A 26,910-nucleotide genomic window follows, 5' to 3' on the forward strand; every position below is an offset into this window, starting at 1 on the left:
ATATGGGACTCACATAAAAACACTTGAATTAGGCTGCTAATTTTCTGTATTGCACAGGGGATAAGTAGCCTAATTTTTGTTGAATTCGATTATTATTATAGTTTTCAATGTACTTTTCGACAATATCCTTTACAATGAAATTAGAGTTATTTAACTCATTGTTAAGATAAAATGTTTCACACTTTAGCGAGGAATGGAAACATTCTATCGGGGCGTTATCAGCAGGTGTACCTTTGCGAGACATACTTCTGATAATGCCCTTTTCTTCGCATAATTGGTAGTAAGCATGCGATGTATAGACGCTTCCTTGATCGCTATGAAGTAGACATCCTTCTGGAATATCAATTTGGTTTAAGGTGTCATTTACCAAACTTTGATCTTGTGTATCGCTAATCTTATAAGCCACAATTTCACCGTTATATAAATCGATGATTGAAGATAAATACAACATTGAATTACCAAAGGGAAGATACGTAATATCAGTAGTCAGTACTTGTAGAGGTTGATTTGCTCTAAAGTTACCATTCAGTTTATTGCTTGTAAGATAATATGCCTTCCCTCGACGTTTAGATTTCTTAATTCTAACTCTACAATTCAAATTATTTTCTCTCATAATTCTTTGTACACGTTTATGGTTTATCGGTTGTTTAGAGGCCTGATTCATCAGAGCAGTTATCTTGCGATAGCCGTACGTGTAATGATTATCTTCACATAATTCCTTAACCTTTTTAACTGTTGTATCTTCCGTTTTCTTCTTATTTTTCCAACGGTAGTAATTTGATTTAGGGACATTCAACACTTCCAAAATCAGCTTCACAGGATGCCTGTGCTTTAACTCATCCACTAATTCTATCACTACTTCAGGTACCACTTCCTTTCCAATTCCTTGTACTTTTTTAAAATATCTATTTCGGCTTGATTTCTTCTATTCTTTAACTTTAATTGTTCCAGTTCAGAAAGTTCCACTAATCCTTTATTATAGGAGTATTGTTTGCCTACTTGTTGACTAAATCGATATGTTTCACCCTTTCTATACCATCTCCACCATGTTTTTACCTGTGTGCTATTTCTAATATTTAATTCACACATAATTTCTTTAGTTGTATAACCTTCTGCTTTCATCTTCACTGCTTTAAACTTTGTTTCAACTGAATACGCCACTCTGCGCATAGAAAAACACCTCCGTAAATTCATTTTAACTGAATTCAACGAAAGTGTTTTTATAAAGTTCCCACTATATGGGGTCAGCTCAGTAGCCACTTCTTTTCTTATATGCTTTTATACAAATGATACGAGCCAATGCCAGATTCTTGTCACCAATGATACGAACTCATCCCATAATCTCTGCAAGAAATTACGCGTCTCTTCGTTATCCAATGATTTCAACGCTTCTAACTTATCGCCCGCTGTCTTTTGAATCGTATCTTTCAGCTCATTTGCCTGTTTTTGATAAGCTTCAGGATCTTGATTAAGCACATCTGATTGTGCCACATTCATCATCATATTTTGAATCACAGCAATCTCATTATTGCTTAATACATTGTCCAATCCACGCACATTCAATGTCTGGTTCACAATGTTGTTAATCGTCAATTCATTAATCTGTTGATCAGACGCCTTGGCTTCCGCAATTTGCGCCTTCATGTCAGCAATCGCTTCATTCAACGCTTCATCAGAGTAGCCTTCTTTCTCTGCGTTGTTCTCACTGATACGTGCCAATTCATTCAATTCAGCATGTGCATTTTGGATATCTTCACTATTCAACGCATTGCCTTGCGCTTCGTAAGCTTTGTATATTCCTGTCAACGCACCTTCACCCGTCACCTGATCAATAGAAGCAATACGAATCGTCGCATCTTGAATACCCGACGTAATGGCTGCATTCATATACTGTTCTTTCGTAATACGTGTAATATTTTCAGGCGTTTCAATCTTAACATCTACCCCACGTCCAAAACGCTTAGGCTTAATCAGCGCACTCGAATGAATATAGTCATACTCTGTTCCAGTAAAACGAATAACATCTGTATTCGTTACTTGATAAGTCGTTACACTCTTGCCAACACCCAACTTATCTTTTGTTGCTTCCAATTGATTCTCATTCAAGTCTGCCCCTTGAAGAAAGATTTCTTCCTTAGGCTTGAATTCGTTGGCAGCATAGGTATTCTGCGCAACACCTACCATCAACAAAGAAGCTGTCAACCCACTGATTAATAGTTTCTTATACATATACTCACTTCCTTCTCCACGCTTTACCCTATTTTAACATGAGATACGCATTTAAGTATCAATCCTTAGACGCACAAAAAATTCTGAAAATTCATCTCGCCAAATCCGTTTTTCTATGATATAATCCTTTTAATTCTTATCATATAACTAAGATATAGGAGGGATACAATGAAATATTTTAAATTTAGTATTATTTTCTTGCTGGCACTGGTGCTTGTTGCATGTGGCAAAGGGTCAGACAGTAAACAAGAGAATGAAAAATCTTTTACAATCGGTTTCGGTCCCGGAACATACGAAGAAATATTCCGTGGTGGCGCATTGCCTATCCTAGAGAAAAAGGGCTATGATGTTGAAATCAAAAGCTTCTCTCAAACAGATCAAATCAATCCAGCGATGAAGGATGGTGACATTCAAGCATCTATCTTCCAAAGTACCGCTTATATGGACAGTATCAACGATAAAATCGATGCAAAAATGATTAAAAATAACGAAGTCCCTACTGCTCCACAGTCACTATGGTCTAAAAAGCACCAATCACTCGATGACATTCAAGACGGACAAACAATTGCTGTACCTAACGATCCTGTTAACCAAGAACGGGCATTACGTATTCTAGAAGGACTTGGATGGATTAAGTTAGACAATAAAACAACAGGCGTAAATTTCAAACTATCAAGCGTTCATCCTGACAAATATGACTTGAAATTCAGCGAAGTTGCAGCACCACAAGTTCTTCGTTCACTTGAAGATGTCGACTTTGGTATTGTAAACGGAAACTACATTGCAGATAGCGGTCAAAAAATAAGTGACGCACTTGTCGTTGAAAAAACACCTGATGCGCATAAAGTAATGTTGAGCATCAACGAGTCGGATAAAGACAAAGCATGGGCGAAAGCATTGCGCGACACATATAAAGACCCTGAATTCCAAAAATGGTTCCGAGACCACAAAGAATACAGTGGATATATCGAACCAACTAATTGGCAAAAATAACTGCTTAACATTTAAGTCGTATTAGAACAATATATCATTTGTCAAACATCTCCAACACTCAAAAATGAACTTGAACTACTCCCTGCTTTCGTAAAAGACCTGCGCTCTCATATCGGAGCACAGGTCTTATTTCATTATGATGAAGTTGTCTCTAAGTTTCCATAATCAATCTCATATCCTAAATCTTTGATCATGTCATAATCCAACTGATTAGGTTGTCCACCGGTAATAAGATAATCACCTACAAAAATAGAGTTTGCCACCATCAATGCAGTCGCTTGTAAAGAACGTAAATTCACTTCACGTCCTCCTGCAATACGGATTTCTTTGGAAGGATTCACTAAGCGAAATAACGCCAAAATACGTAAACAACGCATAGGTGTTAACTCATCCATCTCCCCAAACTTCGTCCCTTTAATCGGATGTAAGAAGTTGACTGGGATACTGTCTGCATCGATCTTTTTTAATGCAAAAGCCATATTGACAATATCTTCATCGCTTTCTCCCATCCCACATATGACACCTGAACAAGGAGATATGTTGTGTGACTTCATCATTTCTATCGTATCGACACGATCTTGATATGTATGTGTTGTGACGACTTCTTCATGGTACCGTTCACTCGTATTCAGGTTATGGTTATATCGATCGACACCTGCTGCTTTTAACTTAGCCGCTTGTGCTTCATTCGTTAATCCTAAACAGGCACAGACTTTTAATTGTGGGTGTGCTGCTTTAATGTGTTCGACGGATGCAGTGATATGATCGACTTCCTTATCACTGGGACCTCTACCACTCATCACAATGCAATATGTCCCTATCTCATTTTCTACTGCAACTTTGGCACCTTCTGTAATTTGATTTTCTGGAATCAACGTATATCTTTGTTTCTCTTTCATATCTTTAGACTGCCCGCAGTAACCACAGTCTTCCGGACAAATACCACTCTTCGCATTTAATATCATGTTCAACTTTATTTTGTGTCCATAATAATGTTTCCGTAGTTGATATGCTTCGTAGACGAGTGACATCGTGTCGTATGAGGCATCTGTAAATAATTCCAATGCTTTTTGTTGTGTTAGTGCTACTCCATCAAGGATATTACGTGCAATATTCATATCAAAACCTCCTCAATATAGAAGTATTATAGCATAATTGTAATCTTTTTTTATATTTAAGTTTACATTCGTGGTAGCCACATAAATACCAAGTAATATGAATATATTATGTTATTTTTACTACAAAATTTATCTATAACATAAAGGTTTAACTTTATTTTCAGAAAATAACCAATATTGTGTTGACTCGATGTAAAATGTAGCCTACAATAACAATCATTACTAATTAAGTCGGAATTAAGGAGGCTCGTATGATTACGTTTCAAAATGTCAGTAAAACATTCAGTAAAAAACAGACCACTGTGCATGCATTAAATGATGTTTCTTTCACCGTTGACCAAGGCGACATATTTGGCGTTATTGGTTATAGTGGTGCCGGTAAGAGTACATTAGTAAGACTCGTCAATCAGCTAGAGAAACAAACATCAGGCGATGTATATGTCGATAATCATCACTTAAATACATATACACCTGCAGATTTGCGCAAAGTCAAAAAAGATATCGGCATGATCTTTCAACATTTTAACCTTCTCAACTCAAAAACAGTCTTCAAAAACGTTGCAATGCCACTCATTCTCAGCAGTATTAATCCAACAGAAATCAAGAAACGTGTCGATGAAATGCTCACATTCGTTGGGTTAGAAGGCAAATCACAACAATATCCAAGCGAACTATCTGGTGGACAAAAACAGCGTGTCGCCATTGCACGTGCGCTCGTCACGAACCCTAAAATTTTGTTGTGTGACGAAGCGACAAGTGCACTCGACCCAGCAACGACAGATGCAATTCTTGATTTATTGAAGAAAACTAATGAAACATTCGGTGTTACGATTCTTGTCATCACACATGAGATGAGCGTGATTCAAAAAATTTGTAATCGTGTTGCAGTAATGGAACAAGGCCGTGTAATTGAATTAGACTCTGTCAAAAATGTGTTCAGTCACCCAAAAACAGAGACTGCTAAACGCTTTGTTTCTACGGTCATTAATACTGAACCGTCAGAACATGTTTTAAAACAGATTGCGCATCATGATAATGCACAAGTTTATCGCTTGTTCATCGAGAGTGATCAAATCTCCAATGCGATTGTCAATGACTTGATTGCGACATTCCAAGTTGAAGTGAACATTATTCATGCCTTTATGACAGAGATTCAAACAGAAGCTGTCGGTTATCTCTGGTTGCAAATCATTGGTGATGCGACACAACAACAAGCAATTCAAGCGCACTTAACAGAACAACACATTCAATATGAGGAGGTGTCAGCAGATGCTCGGTTCATCCATTGATTCATCACAGTTACTTGAAGCACTTTACCAAACACTGTATATGGTATCTGTCGCACTTGTTATCGGTGCATTGATCGGGATTCCACTCGGCATTTTACTTGTGGTCACACGTCCAAATGGTATCTGGCCAAACGCCTTGATCCACCATGCCTTGAATCCAATTATCAATATCTTAAGATCTGTACCATTTATTATTTTGCTCATCGCAATTGTACCATTTACAAAACTATTGGTCGGTACGTCTATTGGAACAACAGCTGCGATTGTACCATTAACCGTTTATGTGGCACCTTATATCGCCAGACTCGTCGAAAACTCTTTATTAGAAGTAGATGACGGTATTATAGAAGCAGCCCATGCGATGGGGGCATCACCTATCCAAATTATACGCTATTTCTTATTACCAGAAGCACTCGGCTCACTGATCTTGTCTATCACAACTGCCATTATTGGTTTGATTGGTGCGACTGCGATGGCTGGTGCGGTCGGTGGTGGCGGTATCGGTGATATGGCACTGGTATATGGCTATCAGCGCTTTGATACATTCGTCATTCTCATCACCGTTGTCGTTTTAGTCATCATTGTGCAACTGATTCAGTCACTCGGTAACGTACTCGCAAGAAAAGTCAGAAGAAATTAAACTTAGGGGGTTTTATCAATATGAAAAGAATTATTACGATACTACTTGCAGCTATTTTTGTATTAGCTGCTTGTGGTCAAAACACTGACAATCAAAAGAAAGTAACAATTGGTATCGCTTCAAATGATTCCAAAGCATGGGAAAAAGTTAAAGAACTAGCGAAGGAAGAAGATATTGATTTGGAGATTAAGCAATTCTCTGATTACAATGTACCAAACAAAGCGCTAAGCGACAGGGATATTGATATGAACGCCTTCCAGCACTTTGCTTTCCTCGATACATTCAAAAAAGAGAATAAAGGGACAGATATCACACCAATTCGTACATCTGTACTCGCACCACTCGGTATTTACTCTGAAAAAGTGAAGGACGTAAAAGATGTAAAGGATGGCGCTAAGGTAGCCATTCCTAATGATATTTCAAACCAAGCACGCGCATTAAAACTGCTCGAAAAAGCAGGCTTACTAGAACTTAATGATGACTTCGGTCTTTCTAGCTCAATCAAAGACATCAAAAACAACCCGAAAAACTTAGATATCACTGCCGTGGATGCACAACAAACAGCACGTGCCTTGTCAGATGTAGATATTTCGGTTATTAATAATGGGGTTGCATCAAAAGCAGGTTTAGATGCGAAGAAAGATCCTATTTTCCTTGAAGATTCAAAAGGGGACACTACAAAGCCTTTCATTAACATTATCGCAGTGAATACAAAAGACAAAGACAACAAAACATTCCAACGCATCGCCGAACTTTATCACTCTGATGAAGCAAAAGATGCCTTAAAAGAAGATACTAAAGACGGTGAAATTGTCATCGACTTGAAACCATCAGAAATTAAGGAAATTGAAGATAACTTGAAATAACAATCCAAAGAAAAGCGGTAACCACCCTCTCAAAGGAATGAGATTCGGTCGTTACCGCTTCTTTATTTATTTCTCTTGTGCATATTTGTCGTCTGAGCGTTTTTGGAACATCACTGCTAACACCGCTACAATCGCAATCAGTGCTGCAATACCGATTGTACCAAGGTATTTTGTAATGTAACCAACAATGATACCCACTGCCAAGAAATCTGTATCTGAGAATGTTGTTGCCGCTGAACCTAGCTCACCCATGAATGGAATGAACAATAATGGCAAGAATGTGATCAACAAGCCGTTAAGCGCTGAACCTGCCACTGCACCTTTGATACCACCACGTGCATTACCGAACACACCTGCTGTGGCACCTAAGAAGAAGTGTGGCACAACACCAGGTAGAATCACAACGCCACCAAGTAAGAACATGATGAACATGCCAATAACACCTGTGATGAAACTTACAAAGAATCCAATAAGCACAGCGTTTTGCGCATATGGGAAGACAATCGGACAGTCTAAAGCTGGTTTTGTATTTGGTACGAGTTTTTCAGAAATACCTTTAAATGCTGGAACAATTTCTGCTAAAATCAAGCGTACACCTGTCAAGATAATGAATACACCTGCTGCGAATGTAACACCTTGAATGACTGAGAATACGATGAAGTTTGTACCATCGCTTAACTCTGTATGAACATACTGAGGACCTGCGAATAATGCTGCGATGATGTATAGAACGATCATTGTTAATGAAATACTAATTGTACTTTCTCGTAAAAAGCTTAATCCTTTAGGAAACTTAATGTCTTCTGTAGATTTTGATTTTCCTGCAAACAGCTTCCCAACTTCACCTGCAGCCCAATAGCTGACTGTACCAAAGTGACCGATTGCCACTTGATTTGATCCAGTAATTTTTGTCATTGTAGACTGACCTAATGCTGGTAACACTGCCATGATCAAGCCTAAAATCAATGAACCTAAGACAACTGTTAATGTACCTGTGATATTACCTACTGTAAGCAATATCGCTAAGAATGCTGCCATATAAAATGTATGATGCCCTGTTAAGAAAATATACTTAAGGTTTGTAAAACGTGCGATTAAGATGTTTACAAGCATCCCGAACATCATAATCAGCGCTGCTGTCGTACCATATTCTTTCAATGCGATAGAGATAATCGCTTCGTTGTTAGGAACAACCCCTTGTACACCAAATGCTTCCTGAAACATCTGACCAAATGGCTCCAAAGAGTTCGTAACGACACCTGCACCGGCACTTAATACAAGGAATCCCAAAATCGTTTTAATCGTACCTGACGTAATATCTGCTGCTGATTTCTTTTGGACAACCAATCCGACAAATGCGATTAATGCGACGAGAATTGCGGGTTGGCTAAAAACATCGACGAAAAATCCTAATACTGAATTCATGCCATCTACTCCTTTTCACTTACAATACGTTCATTGATTGAAGCTTCTCTTCTAACTTACCTTGTAATTCTACTTTGTCTAAAATATTATCCAATACGATGACTTCTCCAAGACGTTGCGCATTTTCTTCTAAGTCACGTCCACAGATGAATAAGTCTGCCATTTCAGGACTTGCCGTCATAATATCACTGTGTTCAACTTGAATATCTGAAGGTGCTTGTAATTGTTTTAAAGCCTCCTGTACGTTCATCTCAACCATAAAGCTACTTCCTAAACCGTGTCCACATACTACTAATATTTTCATCTTAATCTCTCTCCTCTAATAATTGTTTAATGTCTTCCTTACTTTGAGCTGCCATTAACGCTTCAACCGTATTGGTATCGCTTAAACGCATAGCCAAATTTCTCAACACATCTAAGTGTGCCGCTTCATCGACAGCACTTAATACAAAAACTAATGTGGCATAGCGTCCTGTTTCTGAAAAATTAATATGTTCTTCTAACTTCAATAAACTTAGCCCAACCTTATGAACATCTTCACTCGGTCTCGAATGGGCAATCGCAATCTCTGGTGCAATGACAATATAAGGACCCATTTCATGCACGCTATTAATCATTGCATCAACATATGATTGTTCAAAATACCCATATTCAAGTAAAGGTTCTGCTGCTACCCGAATCGCTTCTTCCCAATTGGTCACACGATCCTGTAACTGAATATGTGATGCTTGAATCATCTCTGACATTTATAAATTTCCCTCCTGACTTATCCTTTCGATACTCTCAATCATAGCTGTTTTATGACCTTCCAACATATGCTGCCTGTCATCTTCATTCATAATCAGCTGACTTAACTGTCCCAATGCATTCAAATGGACTTGTGCATTACTCGTTGCCAGTACAATGACGACCTTTACAGGATCAAAGCGTTCATGGTCAAACGCCACACCTTCTTGAAAATGTACAACTGCCATACTAACTGGTACGCGTACATGTTCAAAATGTGCATGCACTAATGCGATATGAGGACTGATCACCATATAAGGACCAAAACGATCCAATTGCGTCAGTATCTCCTGTGCGTATTGTTCATCAACATGTCCCGATGCAACGAGTACATCCACACTTTGATAAATGGCTGCTGTCCGATTTTCTGCATGTTGTGCTGTTAAAATATGCTTAGGTGGTAAGACAGCTTTGAGCGCTGGCCCTGACAATTGATCATGTGCGACAGTTGCCTCTCGGTACGCATTAATCATTTGATTGATTTTCGCCCGATCGTTTTTATTCAAGAAGGGTGATACATTGATTGCAGGAACTGAGAATGCATCAACCGGTACAGTCGAGATAATATAGTCAATATTTTGCGACTGTAAAAAGCTTTCTGAAATATCATAGATTGAAAAAGCATCTAAGATTTCTAATTCTGGATAAATTCTCTTAATGCGACTTTTCAACAGTTGCGATGTCCCAACACCTGAACCACAGAGTAAAACCACTTTAATTCGAGATGCCTGTGTATTATCCACACGCTCCATAGAAGACGCAAAATGAAGTGCCAAATATGCCAATTCATCTTCACTAAACGTGACATCGTACGTTTCTTCTAAAATTTGAACTTGTTGCTGAATCACTGCAACCAGCTCTTGATAATCATGTAGAATCTCTGCTTTCAACGGGTTCGTGTGCGTCATACCAAAGCGCATGCGATGCATTGCTGGCTGAAGATGTGTCAACAAACTCGTGCGTAATTTATGATCTCGATCAAATGAAACACCCATCTGCGCACTCACTTGTTGTACAAACTTTTGAATGACCTGTCCTAAAGCATCGACATCTGACGCCGCATCAAAACGTGTCCCTTTTGCACCTAGTAGATGGAGCGTGATAAACGCCGCTTCTGTTTTTGGGAACGTCACATTGAACAATGATTCGAGCTGTTGCGTCATATCGATTGCCAGTTGAAAAGCATCTGTATTTTGTAAACGTCTATATTCCGAATCAGGTATATCGAAATGGAATTGATCACGTGCGCGATGTATCGCAATGACAATATGAAAGATTAAGCCATCAATTGCTTCTTGTACGAGCTGTAACTGCTGACTGCGCAATGATGATACGACAATCTGCCTGATTTGTTCCAATTCTTTTTGTGAGAAAGGTGCGATACCTAGCTGTGGAGCCGCATGTGTAAAGTATGCTTGTACTACTTTTGCATAGGCTTCTCTCAAAGCTTTTTCACTGCCTTCAATCACAAAACCCTTATTGCGAATATATTCTAACGTTAAACCGTAGTCCGACAATTCACTTTGTACACTCTTCAAATCTTCAACAACGGTACGCCTAGATACGTGTAACATGTCAGCCAGTGTATTAGAACTCACAGGTTGCACAGATTCAAAAAGCTTTAAGAGAATGTTATCTCTACGTTCTTCTTTTGAATAATGAACGAGCAAAGCATCATTCTCTGAACTTTGAACAGCTGCTTGATCATTGATTTTAATTCCTAAACTTTTATTGCGCATAACCTCTAACCGATACTGTTCCTGATAGGTTTCGATATACGTTAGATCATATTGAATCGTACGTTCTGACACACGGAATCTGTTGGCAAGTTCTGCAATCGTCACGAAATCATGACGTGATGAAAGATAAGCTACAATTTGTCTTTGACGATTACTCAACAAATGTATTACCTCCTTATAACTATTGTAAGCGTTTCCTGATGTTTATGGATGTGCAATCTATTTCGTCTAACAATCCGAATCATTTCACATCTGTCAGAATTCAATAACAATACATAGCTTACACACTGTTTCTTAAAAAGAGATGTTAAACTGTAAAAAAAACAAAAATTCGACACATATCATGATACGTTCATATAACGTACACGAACAATTCGGTCATCACTGTTCCTTTATTAATTATGTATCAATTTCTTATTCAAGCGTTTTTCTTAGACAACTGCTAAAATAGAAAGTGTTAATAGACTGAAGCCATATAGAGAAGCATTAGAATAAGGGCTTATGAAAAAGTTCTGTACAATTAAACGCATCATCAAAGTAACGAACAAGTGAGAGCACCATGAAAGATTCATGATCTATTTAGTACTAACAAGCGCAATCCTATCAGATTGGCGAATGATTTTGGATTAATCACCACAAAACCTATCGTTGTTATGGCTTTTATCATTCATTATTATCTTAATCACTGTGCCTTTATTTAAAAAAACGCATAAAGAGGAGGATTCATAATGCTACAAACACTTATCAATACATTAAAAGAGAAAGAATCTCGCATGATTGAGATTCGACGTCACCTACATCAATATCCAGAGTTATCATTTCATGAAGAAGAAACACCAAAATATATTGCAGATTTTTATCGAGACAAAGACTGTACAGTAGAGACCAACGTCGGTCCAAACGGCTTGAAAGTCACAATCGACAGCGGTAACCCCGGCAAAACAATTGCCATTCGTGCAGATTTTGATGCACTACCGATTCAAGAAGACACAGGTTTGCCTTTTGCTTCTAAAAATGAAGGTGTGATGCATGCATGCGGTCACGATGCACACACTGCCTACATGCTCATACTGGCAGAGACATTGATCGAGATGAAAGAACAATTCAACGGAAAAGTCATCGTTATTCACCAGCCAGCAGAAGAAGTCCCACCCGGTGGCGCACAAGCGATGATTAAAGACGGTGTCCTAGACGGCGTCGACCATGTCTTAGGCGTACATGTTATGAGCCATATGCCTGTTGGCAACATCTATTATCGTGAAGGCAATGTCCAAACAGGTAGAGATTTCTTTAACTTAAAAATACTAGGAAAGGGCGGTCACGGTTCATCACCGCATACTGCCAACGACAGTATCGTCGCAGGATCATACTTTGTCACTGCCCTTCAAACTATTGTCTCAAGACGTCTCAATCCATTCGAAACGGGTGTCGTGACAATCGGCTCTTTCGATGGCAAAGGACAATTCAATATTATTCAAGACAGCGTTGAAATTGCGGGTGATGTACGTGCATTAACTGATGTTACGAAGCAGACAATTAAAAGGGAAATCAATCGTCTCTCTGATGGTCTTGAAGCGATGTATGGGGTGACTTGTGATTTAGACTACCAAGATGACTACCCGGCTCTCTATAACGATCCAGCGTTCACACAATTCGTCGTATCATCCATTGAGGAAGCTGAAACAGATGCGATTCAAGGGATTGAACGTTGTGAGCCACAACCGCCATCCGAAGACTTTGCTTATTACGCTAAAACTTTGCCAAGTACTTTTATTTATGCGGGCGCTGCACCTGAAGATAGTGAACATTACCCACATCACCATCCAAAATTTGATATTAGTGAGAAATCATTACGTGTCGCAGCTGAAGCAGTCGGCATCACAGTATTAAACTATTTAACATAAACTAATCCCCTATTTCTAATCATTTCAGAAATAGGGGCTTTCTCTTACATATGTGATTGTGTTTTAGGCACTGTGACAAAGATAATGATGAACGCAAGGAGTGCCAATAATACATTTAGGCCGAGCCCTGCCATCGCACCCATATGAATATTCGTTGCATTGGTTACAACACCATAAACCGCACCTGATAGCGCAATACCGAACGCGCCACCTAACGAAGATGCCATTTTATAGATACCTGATGCCGCACCCGCCTTTTCTTGCGGTGAATTTGCAATGGCTGTATCTGTTGATGGCGTCGCATAGAAACCTAAACCAAAGCCATAGAACAAGTAGCCGATCACGCAAACGACAATATACATTGTGCTTGGTAGGAATGTCATTGAAATCATCACAATTCCAAACATATTAAACATCGCACCGATCAACATTGGTTTTCTCGCACCCACACGCTGCAACGCCATCTCACCGACACGAATCATTGCCAACACGGTAACCAGATATGTGATTGATAGATAACCCGCTTGAGAGCCATTCAACCCGAGTCCTTGTTGAACGAAAGTATTAGAGACGAGCAACGTCCCTGCTACACCATTTAATAAGAAGTTTGACAATGTTGCACCCATATACGACGTTGATTTAAACAACTTAAAGTCGATTAATGGCGTTTCTTGATATTTTTCCACTTTGACAAAAAGGAATGTCGTCACAATAAACATTAAAATTAAACTTAAAATAATCGGTGACAAAAAGCCTAACGTACCACTTTGTGTAATGACAATATTGATACTCAACATCATCAATACAAATAAGATAAGTCCTCGAACATCAAAGCGATAATCTGACTGATGTGTCGCTTTCGTTTCAGGTGTTCCTTTGATTAACACCATCGACGCCAGTGCTACCACAATTGAAATAATAAAAATCCAACGCCATCCGAAGTTCGTCGCAATAACACCACCGAACAATGAAGCAACACCCGAACCACCCCATGAACCAATAGACCAGTAGCTCAATGCACGTTGACGATCTTTGCCTTGATAGTACGTCTTCATAATTGCCAAAGTAGAAGGCATAATTGTAGCGGCAGACAGCCCTTGAATCACACGACCTACAATCAATAATGCAGGCACGTTGCTGACAATAATAATTAATGATCCAATGACGCTTAACCATAACCCAACGTATGTGATTTTTACACGCCCAACTTTATCCGCTAAACTCCCCGCACCAACGACAAACATCCCTGAAAAGAGTGCGGTAATACTCAAAGCAATACTGATTGTGCCGAGATTACTATGATACGTATTCTGTAAGGCAGGCACCACATTCAATAGCGACTGAGCAAATAGCCAGAATGTAATGACCCCGAGTACAATCCCTAAAATTAACTTATTATCTCCTTGATACATTTGCGTCTTGTCTTGTTGAACCATACTTGTTCCTCCTAAGCTTTCAATAAGATATATGGGCGGTTGCTGATGTTCGTAACTTTTAAGATAGTGATAGGAATCAATCCAATTCAGCTATTTTCCCACCACAACAACTGATATATCTTATGCGCTGCTCACATTAATTTTTAAAAATAGCAGTTGATAGAACAACAAGTATTACAATGCGATGAATCTGCTATTTCTAAGTTTTGAAATACATGATATATGCAACCTTATCACGTGTAAAGACACGTCATTTTGTCTCTATTGATCATGTGACTTCATACGTTAATAACACTTTAGCACATCTTTGAGAAAGATAGTTAGAAATATTATGATGTAAACGTATTCATTATGTAAATAAATTTAATTTATAAATAATAAAACATCACTATAAAAATGTATGCCACATCTAAACAACAGCAGAATAACTACATCGAATTTTTTCAATGTTCACTTTTATGTTACCTTATATTTAGGAATATTTTTGTTGGGAGAATATATTAATAAAGGGGATTTTTAATGACACCATATGTAATTATGTTCTTAATAACTATTTCAGTTATATCTTACATTCTTTACAACTTTATCAAGGATCAACCTATTATAAATGTTTTCATAGCTATCATGATACAATCGATTTTATTATTTATCATAAGGTTCTTTTGGTTGAAGCAATCATTGAGTGATTCATTTGCATTATCTTTTGATTTATTAACAATCATTATAGCGATCATATATTATATTTATAAAATTAAGAAAAAGAAGAAAAAAACATTGGACTCTTGAGACAATAACAGTGCTAAACACGGAGCACCTTTCCTATTCTTATGTATTACACAACCAAGCTTCTACATCTTCTTACACTTTAAGAACTTGAATACTTTTATTTTTAGTCGTTTTAATATATCATTACACATAGGTGCATCATGTCTCCTCTTTATTTTTTTGTTTAGTCACTTAAAATTATAGAGGCATGAGCGCTTTTTTTGTATCAAAATGATTTAAAAAACAAAAAGGGCGGGATAGCAGTTCATGCCATCCCACCACAAAAGATTAAGACCCTAAAAAACACAAAAAACCTCGCAACTTCAACAAGCTGCGAGGTTTGATATATCTTACGCTTCGTCTTTAACGAATGGTAATAATGCCATATGACGTGCGCGTTTGATAGCTGTTGTCAACATACGTTGATATTTAGCTGAAGTACCTGTCACACGACGTGGCAAAATTTTACCACGTTCTGAAATGAAACGTTTTAATAATTCAGTGTCTTTGTAGTCGATGTGTGTAATACCGTTTGCTGTGAAGTAGCAAACTTTTTTACGACGACGACCACCTCTTCTTGGTCCACCTGCCATGATGTGTGCCTCCTTCCTGTTCAATATTTTTATTGTTCCGTTCGTTTTTTAAAATGGTAAATCATCATCACTAATGTCTATTGGCCCGTTCGCATTCGCAAATGGGTTGTCATTACGTGGTGACTGATTGTTTTGATATGACGAATTTTGGCCTTGCTGTTGTCCACCGAAACTTTGTCCATAACTTTGGAAGTCGTTTCCATGGTTTGGACTATTTTGTGCGTGTCGTTGATTCGCTGATTTTGGCTCAAGGAATTGAACACTATCACAAACAACTTCAGTGACATAGACGCGTCGGCCTTCTTGGTTTTCGTAACTGCGTGACTGTAAGCGACCATCAACACCTGCAAGGCTACCTTTGAATAAGAAATTATTAACATTCTCAGCTTGTTTACGGAAAACAACGCAGTTAATAAAATCTGCTTCACGTTCCCCTTGCGCATTCGTAAACGTACGATTCACTGCGAGAGTAAAAGTCGCTACACTTACGCCTGAGGGTGTCGTTCTGTATTCAGGATCTTTTGTTAATCGACCTACTAATACAACTCTGTTAATCATGCTTCACGCCCCCATTAAAATTCTATTACTTTTCTTCGTCTTCACGAACAACAATGTAACGAATGATATCGTCATTGATTTTTGCTAAACGTTGGAATTCGTCAGTCGCTGTGTTGTTTTCAGTTTGGATACGTACGATGTAGTAGTAACCATCTTTGAAATCTTCAATCTCGTAAGCTAAGCGACGTTTACCCCAGTCTTTCGTTTCTAATACTTCAGAACCGTCAGAAGCTAAAATTCCGTTGAAACGTTCAACAACTGCTTTACGTGCATCTTCCTCGATGTTAGGACGAACGATGTACATTACTTCATATTTTCTCATTGTATATTTGCACCTCCTTGTGGTCTATGCGGCTTGTTACGCTTTTGCAACAAGCAAGGAATAATTTTCATTACTCACATTTCAAAATTGTATCATACCCCTACCTTTTTGACAATCATGAACCTTCTATATTTTAGATTTTATTGTGATAGCCAAAAAAATCACTCCTTTCATCTTTAAGTAAAGTCATGAAAGAAGTGAAAATTTATTATCCATGTCATCCAACAGTATTAACAACAAGTGATGTATTCCTTACACTTTTCCATACTGTCAGATAAATTAATATGAAGTTTTTCGTCTTATACATTGAAACGGAAATGCACGACGTCGCCATCCTGCATAATATATTCCTTACCTTCAAGGCGCATTTTACCCGCTTCTTTCGCCCCTTGTTCGCCATTATTGTTGACGAAATCATCGTAGCTTGTCACTTCCGCACGAATGAAGCCACGCTCGAAGTCTGTGTGGATGATGCCGGCACATTGTGGCGCTGTCATGCCTTCTTTAAATGTCCACGCACGCACTTCTTGTACACCTGCTGTGAAATATGTCGCAAGTCCAAGTAAGTCGTATGTCTTGCGGATCAAACGGTGTAAACCAGGCTCTTCAATGCCTAATTCTTCTAAGAACATTTCTTTGTCTTCATCATCGAGTGTCGCAATTTCTTCTTCAATTTTAGCACTGATTACGATGACTTCTGAATCTTCTTTCGCTGCGTACTCACGAATTGCTTGTACTTTGTCATTTTCTGCATCATTGACTTCATCTTCGCCGACATTCGCAATATAAAGCATCGATTTAGACGTTAATAGGTGTGCTTGGTTCACATATTTTTGATCTTCTTCGTTAAATTCTAAGCTACGCACTGGCTTACCATCTTCCAGCGCTTCTTTGATTTTGCTTAAAATACGCACTTCATTCATTGCTGTTTTGTCTTTTTGGCGCGCCATTTTTTCAATACGTGGTAAGCGTTTCTCTACTGACTCAAGGTCTGCGAGCACAAGTTCCATATTGATGACTTCAATATCTTCAATCGGATTCACACGACCGGCAACATGCGTCACGTTGTCGTCGTCGAATGCACGTACCACTTGGCAAATGGCATCTACTTCACGAATGTGTGATAAGAATTTATTACCAAGACCTTCCCCTTTTGAAGCACCTTTTACGATACCCGCAATATCCGTAAATTCAAAAGTTGTCGGTAAAGTTTTCTTTGGATTGACAATTTCTGCTAACTTATCTAAACGCTTATCTGGTACTTCTACAATACCTACGTTAGGATCAATCGTCGCAAAGGGATAGTTAGCTGCTAACGCACCTGCCTTTGTAATTGCGTTAAATAGCGTAGACTTCCCTACGTTCGGTAAACCTACAATACCCGCTGTTAAAGCCATTATTCATTCTCCTTATCTTGCATACTCGCAGACTCGAGTACGGTTTTTAATTTTTTATTGAATGTTTGACGTGGCAACATAATACTTCTCTGACAAGCTTCACATTTAATACGAATATCCGCGCCCATGCGAATAATCTTGAAGCGATTCGTGCCACATGCATGTTGTTTCTTCATCTTTACTATATCATTTAAACCATATTTTGCAGACACGTGCGTCACGCCACCTTTCATTTATGGTTGCTCGTTGTTTTGTTGATACATTTGAACAAGTGTAGGTGCTGGTGCCTTAATGCCTTCTACTTGGAAAAAGTCTTTCAGTTCACGGCGTAAAATACGCGCACCTGTGAAGTTCTCACCCGGTAATGTTTCACCCGCAATACGAATGCTGACTTCATATGCGTTCACCGCATCGACACCCAAGACTTCCGGCGCCTCTAAAAATAAGTCATACTTCTTTGGAATCCCTTTAAGAAATTGATTCATTCTTTTCTCAACTTTTTCAAGGTTTTCATCGATAGAAACAGGAATATTAATAATTGCGACACCATTTGTTACAGAGTAGTTCGTTACTTCACTCATTGTACCATTAGGAATCGTAGAAAGCTCACCTGTAATCGACAAAATACGTGTGGAACGTAAGCCAATTGCTTTTACAGTTCCTTCTGCGATTGGTGCGCCGCTATTTTTAATACTGACATAGTCACCGACATCAAACTGGTTCTCAAAAATGATGAAAAAGCCTGTAATAATATCTTTCACTAATGTTTGCGCACCAAAACCGATTGCTAAACCAACAACACCGGCACCGGCTAAGATACTTTCAACACTGATACCGAATTTACTTAAAATTGTCGTTAATGTAATAAACCATACGAGGTATCCGACTGCATTTTGAACGAGTGTAATCAATGTATGCGAGCGTTTAGCACGACTCGTTCTGCCTGCATTACTATTTACTTTGAAGAATTGTTCAATTACTTTATTCAAAATACGCGTTACGATAAATGCTGCTAGGACGTATATCCCAACAATGACTAACTGTGTTAAAAGATTTGAATAAGTCTCTGGTTCAAGAAATGGTTGAATCATTCCTTTAATAATAGACTCAAATTTTTGCATAATGATATCCTTTCTTTCAATTGATATGGCTATGTTTGTTTCAACAACTGAATCAGTCGTCGATAATCCGCTTCTGAATGAAATGTAAATGTCACTTGTCCTTTGTTTTGTTTTGTCGCAATTTCTACTGATGTGCCATACTGCTCACTTAACTGTTGTTCGTGTTGACGAATAAGTTTTGGTTTCTTGGTTGTTGTTTGTGCAGTCTGATGATCTGGTGATGACTGTGTCTCAGCAACACGCTGTTCTAAGTAGCGAACACTCCAAGACTCCCGGACGGCTAAATCTGCGTATCGACGCATCTTTTCAGGGTCTTTCAATCCTAACAAAGTACGTCCATGTCCACCTGACAATGTGCCTTCTCGTATCAATTGGCGAATAGATGTTGGCAACTTTAACAAACGCAACATATTTGCGATATACGGACGTGATTTGCCTAGTCTTTCTGCTACTGCTTGTTGTGTCATATGGTGTGCTTCCATCAATTGCTGATAGCTCTCTGCCTCCTCAACTGGATTCAAGTTCTCCCGCTGTAAGTTCTCAATAATGGCCAGTTCTCTCATTTCGTGATCTGTCATCTCTCGAACAATTGCTGGAATGTGTGTGAGACCTGCTTGTTCACTTGCCCGATAACGGCGTTCTCCTGCGACAATGTAATATCCTTGAATGGACTGTGTAACAACAATTGGTTGTAATACACCATGTTGCACAATAGACTGTGAAAGTTCTAATAACTTGTCAGGATCGAAATTTTTTCGTGGCTGATAGGGATTTGGACGTATTTCAATCAAAGGTAACATTTTGACTTGTTCATCTCTTGACTTAGGTGTCACATCTGACATTTCATTCACCTACTCTCACAAAAAATTTGACTCTTCTATTTTACTGGTTGCGCCCTAGATAGACAAGGGATAGCCGTCATATTCTAGTTCGAAAAAATAACTGTCTAATCATAATTTTCAGAAAAATGTGTTGACAAGATTTTTTGAGTCGTGTAAAGTGTGATTTACCAAAACGAAACACACAATATTCGAAACACTGTAAAAAGGAAAGTAGAACGTTCCCTGCGATTACAGAGAGTCTTCATTTGCTGAGAGAAGATGTTGAAAGCACGTTTGAAAATGGCCTTGGAGTGTTGATACCAATATGAGGTATCACCGGGTTCGCCCGTTATAGCGATACAGTATTAACATGTTGTTAAGTGGCGTACTGGAATTCCACGTATACACCCTCACAGTATACGCATACTCTAAAGTACACGATACAACTTGGCGTACTGAAAGAGGTTGCTTTAGTGATGAAGCAACGAACAAAGGTGGTACCGCGAACGAAGCTTTCGTCCTTTATATTCCGATCAACGAATCGGCTATAAAGGACGGAAGCTTTTTTATTTTGTTTTAGGAGGTTATATCACGATGAAAGCAACTGAACTGGCACAAATTGCTCTAACAGATGATTGTACAGGCGCAATCGCAAATCCTATTTATCTATCTACTGCGTATGCACATCCAGAACTCGGTGCATCAACAGGTTATGATTATTCGCGAACGAAGAATCCAACGCGCAATGCTTTTGAAGAAGCGTTCGCAGCGATTGAAGGCGGTATTGCCTCTTTTGCAACAGCGAGCGGCATGGCAAGCATCCAATTAATCTGCAGTTTGTTCAAACCTGATGATGAAGTACTCGTGTCATATGACTTGTACGGTGGTACTTTCCGCTTATTCCAATACTATGAACAACAATATGGTGTGACATTCAAATACGTACACTTTGAAGACATAACAGAAGTTGCAGCACATATCAATACGAATACACGTGCATTTTTTATTGAACCGATATCGAATCCACTCATGATTGCGATTGACTTAAAACCGTACTATACACTCGCGCAACAACACGGTATTTTGACAATTATCGACAATACATTTTTAACGCCTTACTTATCAACACCACTCAAAGACGGCGCAGACATTGTTTTACACTCTGCAACGAAATATATCGGTGGTCATAACGATGTGCTTGCCGGTGTCGTATCGGTTAAAGATGACACTCTCGCTGAACAGTTAGGTGTGTTACACAACATGATTGGTGCAACTCTATCACCTTTCGATAGTTATTTATTACAACGAGGACTTAAAACTTTGCATTTACGTGTGGAACGCTCGGAAAGTAATGCACAACGACTCGCTGAACGATGTCGGACATTACAAGAAATTGATGAAGTCCTTTATAGCGGACAAACTGGCATGTTGAGTTTAAGGCTAGCAGAAGGCTACTCAGTTGCTGCACTGCTCAAGCACATTAAAGTTTGCCGCTTCGCTGAGAGCTTAGGTGGAACTGAAACATTTATTACGTTCCCTTACACACAAACACATGTGGATATGCCTGACGCCGAAAAAGACAAACGTGGCATTGATCAACAACTCATCAGACTTTCTATCGGAATAGAAGGCTATGAAGATATTGAAAATGACCTGATTCAAGCATTAACAAAATCAAGAGAGGACGTGCCTGTATGACTTTAACAAAGCAAACACAATTAATTCATGACAGCAAACATGACCCGACATATCAAAGTGCGAACCAACCACTCTATTATTCGTCGACCTTTCGCCAAACTCAACTTGGTGGCAATGCACATTATGACTATGCACGGAGCGGCAATCCAAACCGTGAAAACCTCGAAACAAAGCTTGCACAACTGGAAAATGCCAAGCATGGCTTTGCTTTCAACTCAGGTATCACAGCCATTACAGCCGTCTTCCTCACACTGAAGTCAGGCGATCATGTCATCTTACCTGATGATGTCTATGGCGGAACATTCCGCTTAACTGAACAAATACTATCAAAATTCAATATTTCATTTACAACCGTCAATGCTGAAAAACCATCGGAAATCGAACGTGCCATTCAACCAAATACACAGTTGATATATATTGAAACACCTTCAAATCCACTATTCAAGATTACCGACATTCGGGCAGTCGCCAATATTGCACGACGTCATCAATTGCGAGTTGCAGTGGACAATACGTTTATGACGCCGCTCGGACAGCAACCTTTGGATTTAGGCGCTGACATCGTCATTCATAGTGCTACAAAGTTTTTAAGTGGTCATAGTGATGTCATTGCAGGAGCAGTCATCACAAACGATGACGCCATCGCTGAAGCACTTTATCTTATCCAAAATGGTACGGGTACAGCCCTATCTGTATACGATAGTTGGACATTAACACAACATCTCAAAACGCTCGATGTTCGCTTCAAACAATCAGTAGCGAGTGCGACAAAAATCCAATCATTCTTGTCCACACATCCTGCTGTTGCTGAAGTGTATTACCCGGGAAATAGCGACACACACTTACAACAAGCCCATCATGGCGGCGCAGTACTTGGCTTCCGTTTAGCAGATGAAACGAAGGCACAACAATTTGTCGATGCACTCTCTATCCCGCTCGTTTCAGTCAGCTTAGGCGGTGTGGAAACTATCTTATCGCATCCAAATACAATGTCACACGCTGCGATTCCACAGAATATTCGTGAAGCACGTGGGATTACATTTGGCCTTTTCCGATTAAGTGTAGGCTTAGAGAACGTCCATGACCTCATCTCAGACTTAGATGATGCATTAAAGGAGGTATACGATGAGTCGATTATTAAACACATTGAAGCACAAAGTTCTAGTGGCTGACGGTGCAATGGGAACAATCCTTTACTCTGAAGGGTTGGATACTTGTCCAGAAGCTTATAATCTCACACATCCTGAAAAAATCGAACAAATTCATCGCTCATATATTCAGGCAGGCGCCGATGTTATTCAGACAAATACGTATGGTGCAAACTTTGAGAAGTTGAAACAGTTTGGCTTGGAGCACAAGGTCAAAGCGATCCATGAAGCTGCCGTTGATATTGCGAAACGTGCTGCTAACGATGAAACCTTTATACTTGGAACAGTCGGTGGTTTTCGTGGTGTCAAACAAGGCGAACTCTCACTCTCTGCCATTCTATATCACACAGAAATTCAAGTAGATACTCTCGTCCATGCTGGCGTTGATGGTCTGTTATTTGAAACATATTACGACTTAGAAGAGTTGCTCAAAGTCATCAAAGCAACACGTGCACGCTTTACTGATATCCCAATCATTGCACAGTTGACCGCTTCAAATACAAACTACTTGATTAACGGTACGGAGATTAACGACGCCCTGCAACAAGTGACTGCTGCAGGTGCCAACATTGTCGGTCTTAACTGTCACCATGGTCCGATGCATATGAAAAATTCATTCAGTCATATCGCCTTACCAGAGCGTGCGTATCTATCCTGCTATCCGAACGCAAGCTTACTCGATATTGACAATGACACGATTAAATATAGTAACAACGCACAATACTTCGGTGATACAGCTGAACAGCTCATCCAAGAAGGCGTTCGACTCATCGGTGGCTGTTGTGGTACGACACCTGAACACATTCGTCATATCAAGTCGTCTGTGGCATCGTTAAAACCGATTAACGAAAAAAAAGTCATTCCAATCCATAAACAGCGAGAGAAAAAGAAAAAAACTTCACAACGGCTCACATTGGCTGAACGTGTACGTCAACGTCCAACGATTATTGTTGAACTTGATACACCAAAACATCTTGATACAACGCGCTTTTTCGAGAATGTTAAAGCACTAGATGAGGCACAAATTGACGCTGTGACGTTAGCGGATAATTCACTGGCAACCGTTGGTGTTTCAAATATTGCAGCAGCCAGTCTTATCAAACAACAATTCAATATTGAGCCACTCGTACACATTACCTGCCGAGATCGCAACTTGATCGGTTTACAGTCTCATCTACTCGGTCTGTCACTTCTCGGTATCCATGAAATATTAGCCATCACTGGAGATCCTTCAAAAGTTGGACATCTCCCCGGTGCGACCAATGTATACGATGTGAACTCAAAAGGATTGACTGAACTTGCACTACGCTTTAATAGGGGGATTAATTCTAATGGCGATGCGCTAAAGACAGAAACACACTTTAACATCGCAGGGGGATTTGATCCACATGTCCGAAATATCAAAGCCGCTGTACGCAAAATGGAAACAAAAATTGAAAGCGGCATGCATTATTTCATTACACAACCTGTATTTACTAAAGAGAAAATTACTGAAATTTATGAAGCAACAAAACATCTAGATGTACCTATCTTCATCGGTATCATGCCTATCACCAGCTACAAAAATGCCTTATTCTTACATAACGAGGTGCCCGGCATCAAGATGTCTGAAGATGTACTTGCACAATTTGAAGCTGTTGCAGGTGATAGAGATGCCACTTATGCGCTTAGCTTATCACTCTGCAAATCATTGATAGATGAAGTCCATCGCCATTTCAATGGACTGTATCTCATCACACCATTTGAGCGGGTCGATTATTCACTGGCGCTCGCCGAATACTCAAAATCTATTACAAATGATAATCAGGAGGCTATATTATGACAATTAAAACAACAAACTTAGGATTCCCAAGACTTGGACGCAAACGTGAATGGAAAAAAGCTATCGAAGGTTACTGGAACGGTAAAATCACAAAAACAGAACTTGATGACACACTTCAAGATTTACATCGTGAAAACTTACTTTTACAAAAAAATCATCAACTCGACAGTGTACCAGTGGGTGACTTCTCACTTTATGATCACATTCTCGATACATCATTATTATTCAACATTATTCCTGAGCGCTTTCAAGGTCGTGACGTAGACGATGACTTACTATTCGATATCGCACGTGGTAATAAAGAGCACGTTGCAAGTGCACTGATCAAATGGTTCAATACGAACTACCACTACATCGTACCTGAATGGAACAATGTGACACCGAAAGTCAGCAAAAACACATTGCTTGAGCGCTTCAATTATGCGAAGTCACTCAATATCTCTGCACACCCTGTCATTGTTGGCCCGATTACATTCGTAGCATTATCTAAAGGTGGCGACCAATCTTTTGAAGAGAAGGTACGTACATTATTACCTCTTTATATCGAAGTATTCGAATCACTTGTTCAAGCAGGCGCAGAATTGATTCAAGTGGATGAACCCATTTTAGCGACAGATCAAGGTACAGCACTTGAAGCGGTCACTCAAGATACTTATAAAGCATTTGCGGATGCGGAACTCGCTGATAAGCTCATTATCCAAACATACTTTGAACGTGCAAACGTGAAGTTTTTAAGTAGCTTGCCTGTGAAAGGACTCGGCTTAGACTTCGTACATGACCATGGTCATAACTTAGACCAAATTAAAAACGGTGATTTTGATGCTTCAAAAACATTATTTGCAGGTATTATCGATGGCCGTAACGTGTGGGCAGCAGATGTCGAAGCGAAAAAAGCGTTAATTGAAACACTCACACAATATACAGATGACCTATACATCAACCCATCATCATCATTACTTCACGTTCCAGTATCATTAGATGATGAGACATTAGATAGCGACATTCGTGACGGTTTAAGCTTTGCGACTGAAAAACTCAATGAACTCGATGCCTTAAAACGCTTATTCAATCAAGACGACACAACAAAATTCGATACATTGGCTGAACAATATGCACGTTTCCAACAACAAGATTTTAAAAATTTAGACTATGATTTCGACAGTGTACGTTCACAACGTGCCTCAGCATTCGAAGTACGTAAAGCAGCACAACAAGAAAGACTGAACTTACCAGACTTACCAACAACAACAATTGGGTCATTTCCACAATCACCTGAAGTGCGTAAATACCGTGCGGATTGGAAAAATCAACGCATTACAGATGAAGCATATGACACATTCTTAAAAAATGAAATTAAACGCTGGATCGATATCCAAGAAGACATCGGACTTGATGTATTCGTACACGGTGAATTCGAGCGTAATGACATGGTTGAATTCTTTGGAGAAAAACTACAAGGTTTCTTAGTAACGAAGTTCGGTTGGGTACAATCATACGGTTCTCGTGCTGTAAAACCACCAATCATTTATGGCGATGTAAAATGGACAGCACCATTAACAGTTAAAGAAACAGTATATGCACAAAGCCTGACTGATAAGCCTGTTAAAGGCATGCTCACAGGTCCTGTCACAATCTTGAACTGGTCGTTCGAACGCGTCGACATTCCACGTGAAACAGTGCAAAACCAAATCGCACTCGCAATTAACGAAGAAGTGTTAGCACTTGAAGAAGCAGGTATCAAAGTCATTCAAGTAGACGAGCCTGCATTACGTGAAGGTCTACCACTTCGCAAAGAGTTCCATGAAGATTACTTACGCAACGCAGTTCATAGCTTTAAGTTAGCAACATCATCAGTGGAAGACCATACGCAAATTCACACACATATGTGTTATTCACAGTTCGGTCAAATCATCCATGCAATTCATGAACTGGATGCTGATGTTATCTCAATTGAAACATCACGTAGTCATGGTGACTTGATTCAGGACTTTGAAGATATCAACTACGATCTCGGTATTGGTCTTGGTGTTTATGACATCCATAGTCCACGTATTCCAACAGAAGATGAAATAACAACAGCGATTAACCGTGCCTTACAACAGATCGATCGCTCTCTCTTCTGGGTCAACCCAGACTGCGGATTAAAAACACGTAAAGAAGATGAAGTAAAAGCTGCACTGACTGTCCTTGTCGATAGCGCTAAAAAACTTCGAAACGCATAATGATGATTCATATTCAGA

24 protein-coding genes and 1 other annotated feature are annotated in these 26,910 nt (G+C 39.2%); of the genes, 9 read left to right on the forward strand and 15 right to left on the reverse strand.

Going from position 1 to position 26,910, the window contains the following annotated elements:
- Positions 1-28 precede the first annotated feature (28 nt).
- Together MUA51_RS10600 and MUA51_RS10605 are read right to left on the reverse strand one after the other, a co-directional pair.
- Positions 29-1,170, reverse strand: a protein-coding gene (locus tag MUA51_RS10600; RefSeq protein ID WP_262559450.1) for an IS3 family transposase whose coding sequence is annotated in 2 segments (ribosomal slippage) — positions 29-900 and positions 900-1,170 — 1,143 coding nt in all. Because the reading frame shifts where the segments join, the coding sequence is not laid out codon by codon here.
- A 108-nt stretch (positions 1,171-1,278) separates the two neighbouring features.
- A complete protein-coding gene (locus tag MUA51_RS10605; protein ID WP_262559829.1) occupies positions 1,279-2,229 on the reverse strand; it encodes a DUF1002 domain-containing protein in 951 nt (316 codons plus the stop codon).
- 168 nt (positions 2,230-2,397) lie between these two features.
- Here MUA51_RS10605 and MUA51_RS10610 point away from each other — a divergent pair, with 168 nt between their 5' ends.
- Positions 2,398-3,222 carry a MetQ/NlpA family ABC transporter substrate-binding protein gene (locus tag MUA51_RS10610; RefSeq protein WP_262559830.1) on the forward strand — a complete coding sequence of 275 codons (825 nt, stop codon included), beginning with the start codon at positions 2,398-2,400 and terminating at the stop codon, positions 3,220-3,222.
- A 134-nt stretch (positions 3,223-3,356) separates the two neighbouring features.
- Here MUA51_RS10610 and bioB read toward each other — a convergent pair whose 3' ends face one another.
- Complete coding sequence (gene bioB / locus MUA51_RS10615) at positions 3,357-4,340, reverse strand: biotin synthase BioB (protein ID WP_262559831.1); 984 nt, start codon at positions 4,338-4,340, stop codon at positions 3,357-3,359.
- A 251-nt stretch (positions 4,341-4,591) separates the two neighbouring features.
- Between bioB and MUA51_RS10620 the strand changes: the two genes are divergently transcribed.
- Genes MUA51_RS10620 through gmpC form a run of 3 tightly spaced genes read left to right on the forward strand, consistent with a single transcriptional unit; the run spans position 4,592 to position 7,135 of the window.
- Positions 4,592-5,629: a methionine ABC transporter ATP-binding protein gene (locus MUA51_RS10620; protein WP_262559832.1), complete on the forward strand. Its 1,038-nt coding sequence runs from the start codon at positions 4,592-4,594 to the stop codon at positions 5,627-5,629.
- The gene (locus tag MUA51_RS10625; protein WP_262559833.1) at positions 5,610-6,269 is read left to right on the forward strand and encodes a methionine ABC transporter permease; all 660 of its coding nucleotides are present in this window, start codon (positions 5,610-5,612) and stop codon (positions 6,267-6,269) included. Before MUA51_RS10620 ends, MUA51_RS10625 begins: the two co-directional genes overlap by 20 nt.
- 20 nt (positions 6,270-6,289) lie before the next feature.
- A complete protein-coding gene (gene gmpC, locus MUA51_RS10630) occupies positions 6,290-7,135 on the forward strand; it encodes a dipeptide ABC transporter glycylmethionine-binding lipoprotein (RefSeq protein ID WP_262559834.1) in 846 nt (281 codons plus the stop codon).
- A gap of 66 nt (positions 7,136-7,201) precedes the next feature.
- Here gmpC and MUA51_RS10635 read toward each other — a convergent pair whose 3' ends face one another.
- From MUA51_RS10635 to MUA51_RS10650, 4 genes are read right to left on the reverse strand one after another with little or no spacing between them, the layout of a single operon-like run.
- Entirely contained in the window at positions 7,202-8,560 is a 1,359-nt protein-coding gene (locus MUA51_RS10635; RefSeq protein WP_262559835.1) for a PTS ascorbate transporter subunit IIC, read from the reverse strand.
- Positions 8,561-8,579: 19 nt separating this feature from the next.
- Positions 8,580-8,864: a PTS sugar transporter subunit IIB gene (locus MUA51_RS10640; RefSeq protein WP_262559836.1), complete on the reverse strand. Its 285-nt coding sequence runs from the start codon at positions 8,862-8,864 to the stop codon at positions 8,580-8,582.
- A 1-nt stretch (position 8,865) separates the two neighbouring features.
- Positions 8,866-9,306 carry a PTS sugar transporter subunit IIA gene (locus tag MUA51_RS10645; RefSeq protein WP_262559837.1) on the reverse strand — a complete coding sequence of 147 codons (441 nt, stop codon included), beginning with the start codon at positions 9,304-9,306 and terminating at the stop codon, positions 8,866-8,868.
- Positions 9,307-11,247: a BglG family transcription antiterminator gene (locus MUA51_RS10650; RefSeq protein ID WP_262559838.1), complete on the reverse strand. Its 1,941-nt coding sequence runs from the start codon at positions 11,245-11,247 to the stop codon at positions 9,307-9,309.
- Between the two features lie 566 nt (positions 11,248-11,813).
- On the opposite strand from MUA51_RS10650, the gene MUA51_RS10655 reads away from it, so the two are divergent.
- A complete protein-coding gene (locus MUA51_RS10655; protein WP_262559839.1) occupies positions 11,814-12,989 on the forward strand; it encodes a M20 family metallopeptidase in 1,176 nt (391 codons plus the stop codon).
- 44 nt (positions 12,990-13,033) lie between these two features.
- Here MUA51_RS10655 and MUA51_RS10660 read toward each other — a convergent pair whose 3' ends face one another.
- From MUA51_RS10660 to MUA51_RS10695, 8 genes are all read right to left on the reverse strand, one after another.
- Complete coding sequence (locus MUA51_RS10660) at positions 13,034-14,425, reverse strand: MFS transporter (protein ID WP_262559840.1); 1,392 nt, start codon at positions 14,423-14,425, stop codon at positions 13,034-13,036.
- A 1,115-nt stretch (positions 14,426-15,540) separates the two neighbouring features.
- Entirely contained in the window at positions 15,541-15,783 is a 243-nt protein-coding gene (gene rpsR, locus MUA51_RS10665) for a 30S ribosomal protein S18 (protein WP_014614919.1), read from the reverse strand.
- Positions 15,784-15,831: 48 nt separating this feature from the next.
- Entirely contained in the window at positions 15,832-16,341 is a 510-nt protein-coding gene (ssb, locus tag MUA51_RS10670) for a single-stranded DNA-binding protein (RefSeq protein ID WP_262559848.1), read from the reverse strand.
- 25 nt (positions 16,342-16,366) lie between these two features.
- A complete protein-coding gene (gene rpsF / locus MUA51_RS10675) occupies positions 16,367-16,663 on the reverse strand; it encodes a 30S ribosomal protein S6 (protein WP_044360075.1) in 297 nt (98 codons plus the stop codon).
- 299 nt (positions 16,664-16,962) lie between these two features.
- On the reverse strand, positions 16,963-18,060 hold the full coding sequence (ychF, locus tag MUA51_RS10680; protein ID WP_262559849.1) for a redox-regulated ATPase YchF: 1,098 nt from the start codon (positions 18,058-18,060) through the stop codon (positions 16,963-16,965).
- Positions 18,060-18,272: a DUF951 domain-containing protein gene (locus MUA51_RS10685; RefSeq protein WP_262559850.1), complete on the reverse strand. Its 213-nt coding sequence runs from the start codon at positions 18,270-18,272 to the stop codon at positions 18,060-18,062. The genes ychF and MUA51_RS10685 overlap by 1 nt, the downstream gene beginning before the upstream one ends.
- A 21-nt stretch (positions 18,273-18,293) precedes the next feature.
- Positions 18,294-19,181, reverse strand: a complete 888-nt coding sequence (locus MUA51_RS10690; protein WP_262559853.1) for a mechanosensitive ion channel family protein — start codon at positions 19,179-19,181, stop codon at positions 18,294-18,296.
- Between the two features lie 29 nt (positions 19,182-19,210).
- Positions 19,211-20,023: a ParB/RepB/Spo0J family partition protein gene (locus MUA51_RS10695; RefSeq protein ID WP_262559855.1), complete on the reverse strand. Its 813-nt coding sequence runs from the start codon at positions 20,021-20,023 to the stop codon at positions 19,211-19,213.
- Between the two features lie 189 nt (positions 20,024-20,212).
- Positions 20,213-20,528: a binding site (T-box leader), on the forward strand.
- Positions 20,529-20,596: 68 nt separating this feature from the next.
- On the opposite strand from MUA51_RS10695, the gene MUA51_RS10700 reads away from it, so the two are divergent.
- Genes MUA51_RS10700 through metE form a run of 4 tightly spaced genes read left to right on the forward strand, consistent with a single transcriptional unit; the run spans position 20,597 to position 26,892 of the window.
- Positions 20,597-21,700: a PLP-dependent transferase gene (locus MUA51_RS10700; RefSeq protein WP_262559857.1), complete on the forward strand. Its 1,104-nt coding sequence runs from the start codon at positions 20,597-20,599 to the stop codon at positions 21,698-21,700.
- Positions 21,697-22,872, forward strand: a complete 1,176-nt coding sequence (metC, locus tag MUA51_RS10705; RefSeq protein WP_262559858.1) for a cystathionine beta-lyase MetC — start codon at positions 21,697-21,699, stop codon at positions 22,870-22,872. Before MUA51_RS10700 ends, metC begins: the two co-directional genes overlap by 4 nt.
- The gene (locus MUA51_RS10710; protein WP_262559859.1) at positions 22,826-24,670 is read left to right on the forward strand and encodes a bifunctional homocysteine S-methyltransferase/methylenetetrahydrofolate reductase; all 1,845 of its coding nucleotides are present in this window, start codon (positions 22,826-22,828) and stop codon (positions 24,668-24,670) included. The genes metC and MUA51_RS10710 overlap by 47 nt, the downstream gene beginning before the upstream one ends.
- Positions 24,664-26,892 (forward strand): 5-methyltetrahydropteroyltriglutamate--homocysteine S-methyltransferase, encoded by a 2,229-nt coding sequence (metE, locus tag MUA51_RS10715; protein ID WP_262560901.1) that lies wholly within the window; start codon positions 24,664-24,666, stop codon positions 26,890-26,892. Before MUA51_RS10710 ends, metE begins: the two co-directional genes overlap by 7 nt.
- Positions 26,893-26,910 lie beyond the last annotated feature (18 nt).

The sequence above is a fragment of the Staphylococcus sp. IVB6214 genome (genome assembly GCF_025558585.1).
Lineage (GTDB): Bacteria > Bacillota > Bacilli > Staphylococcales > Staphylococcaceae > Staphylococcus.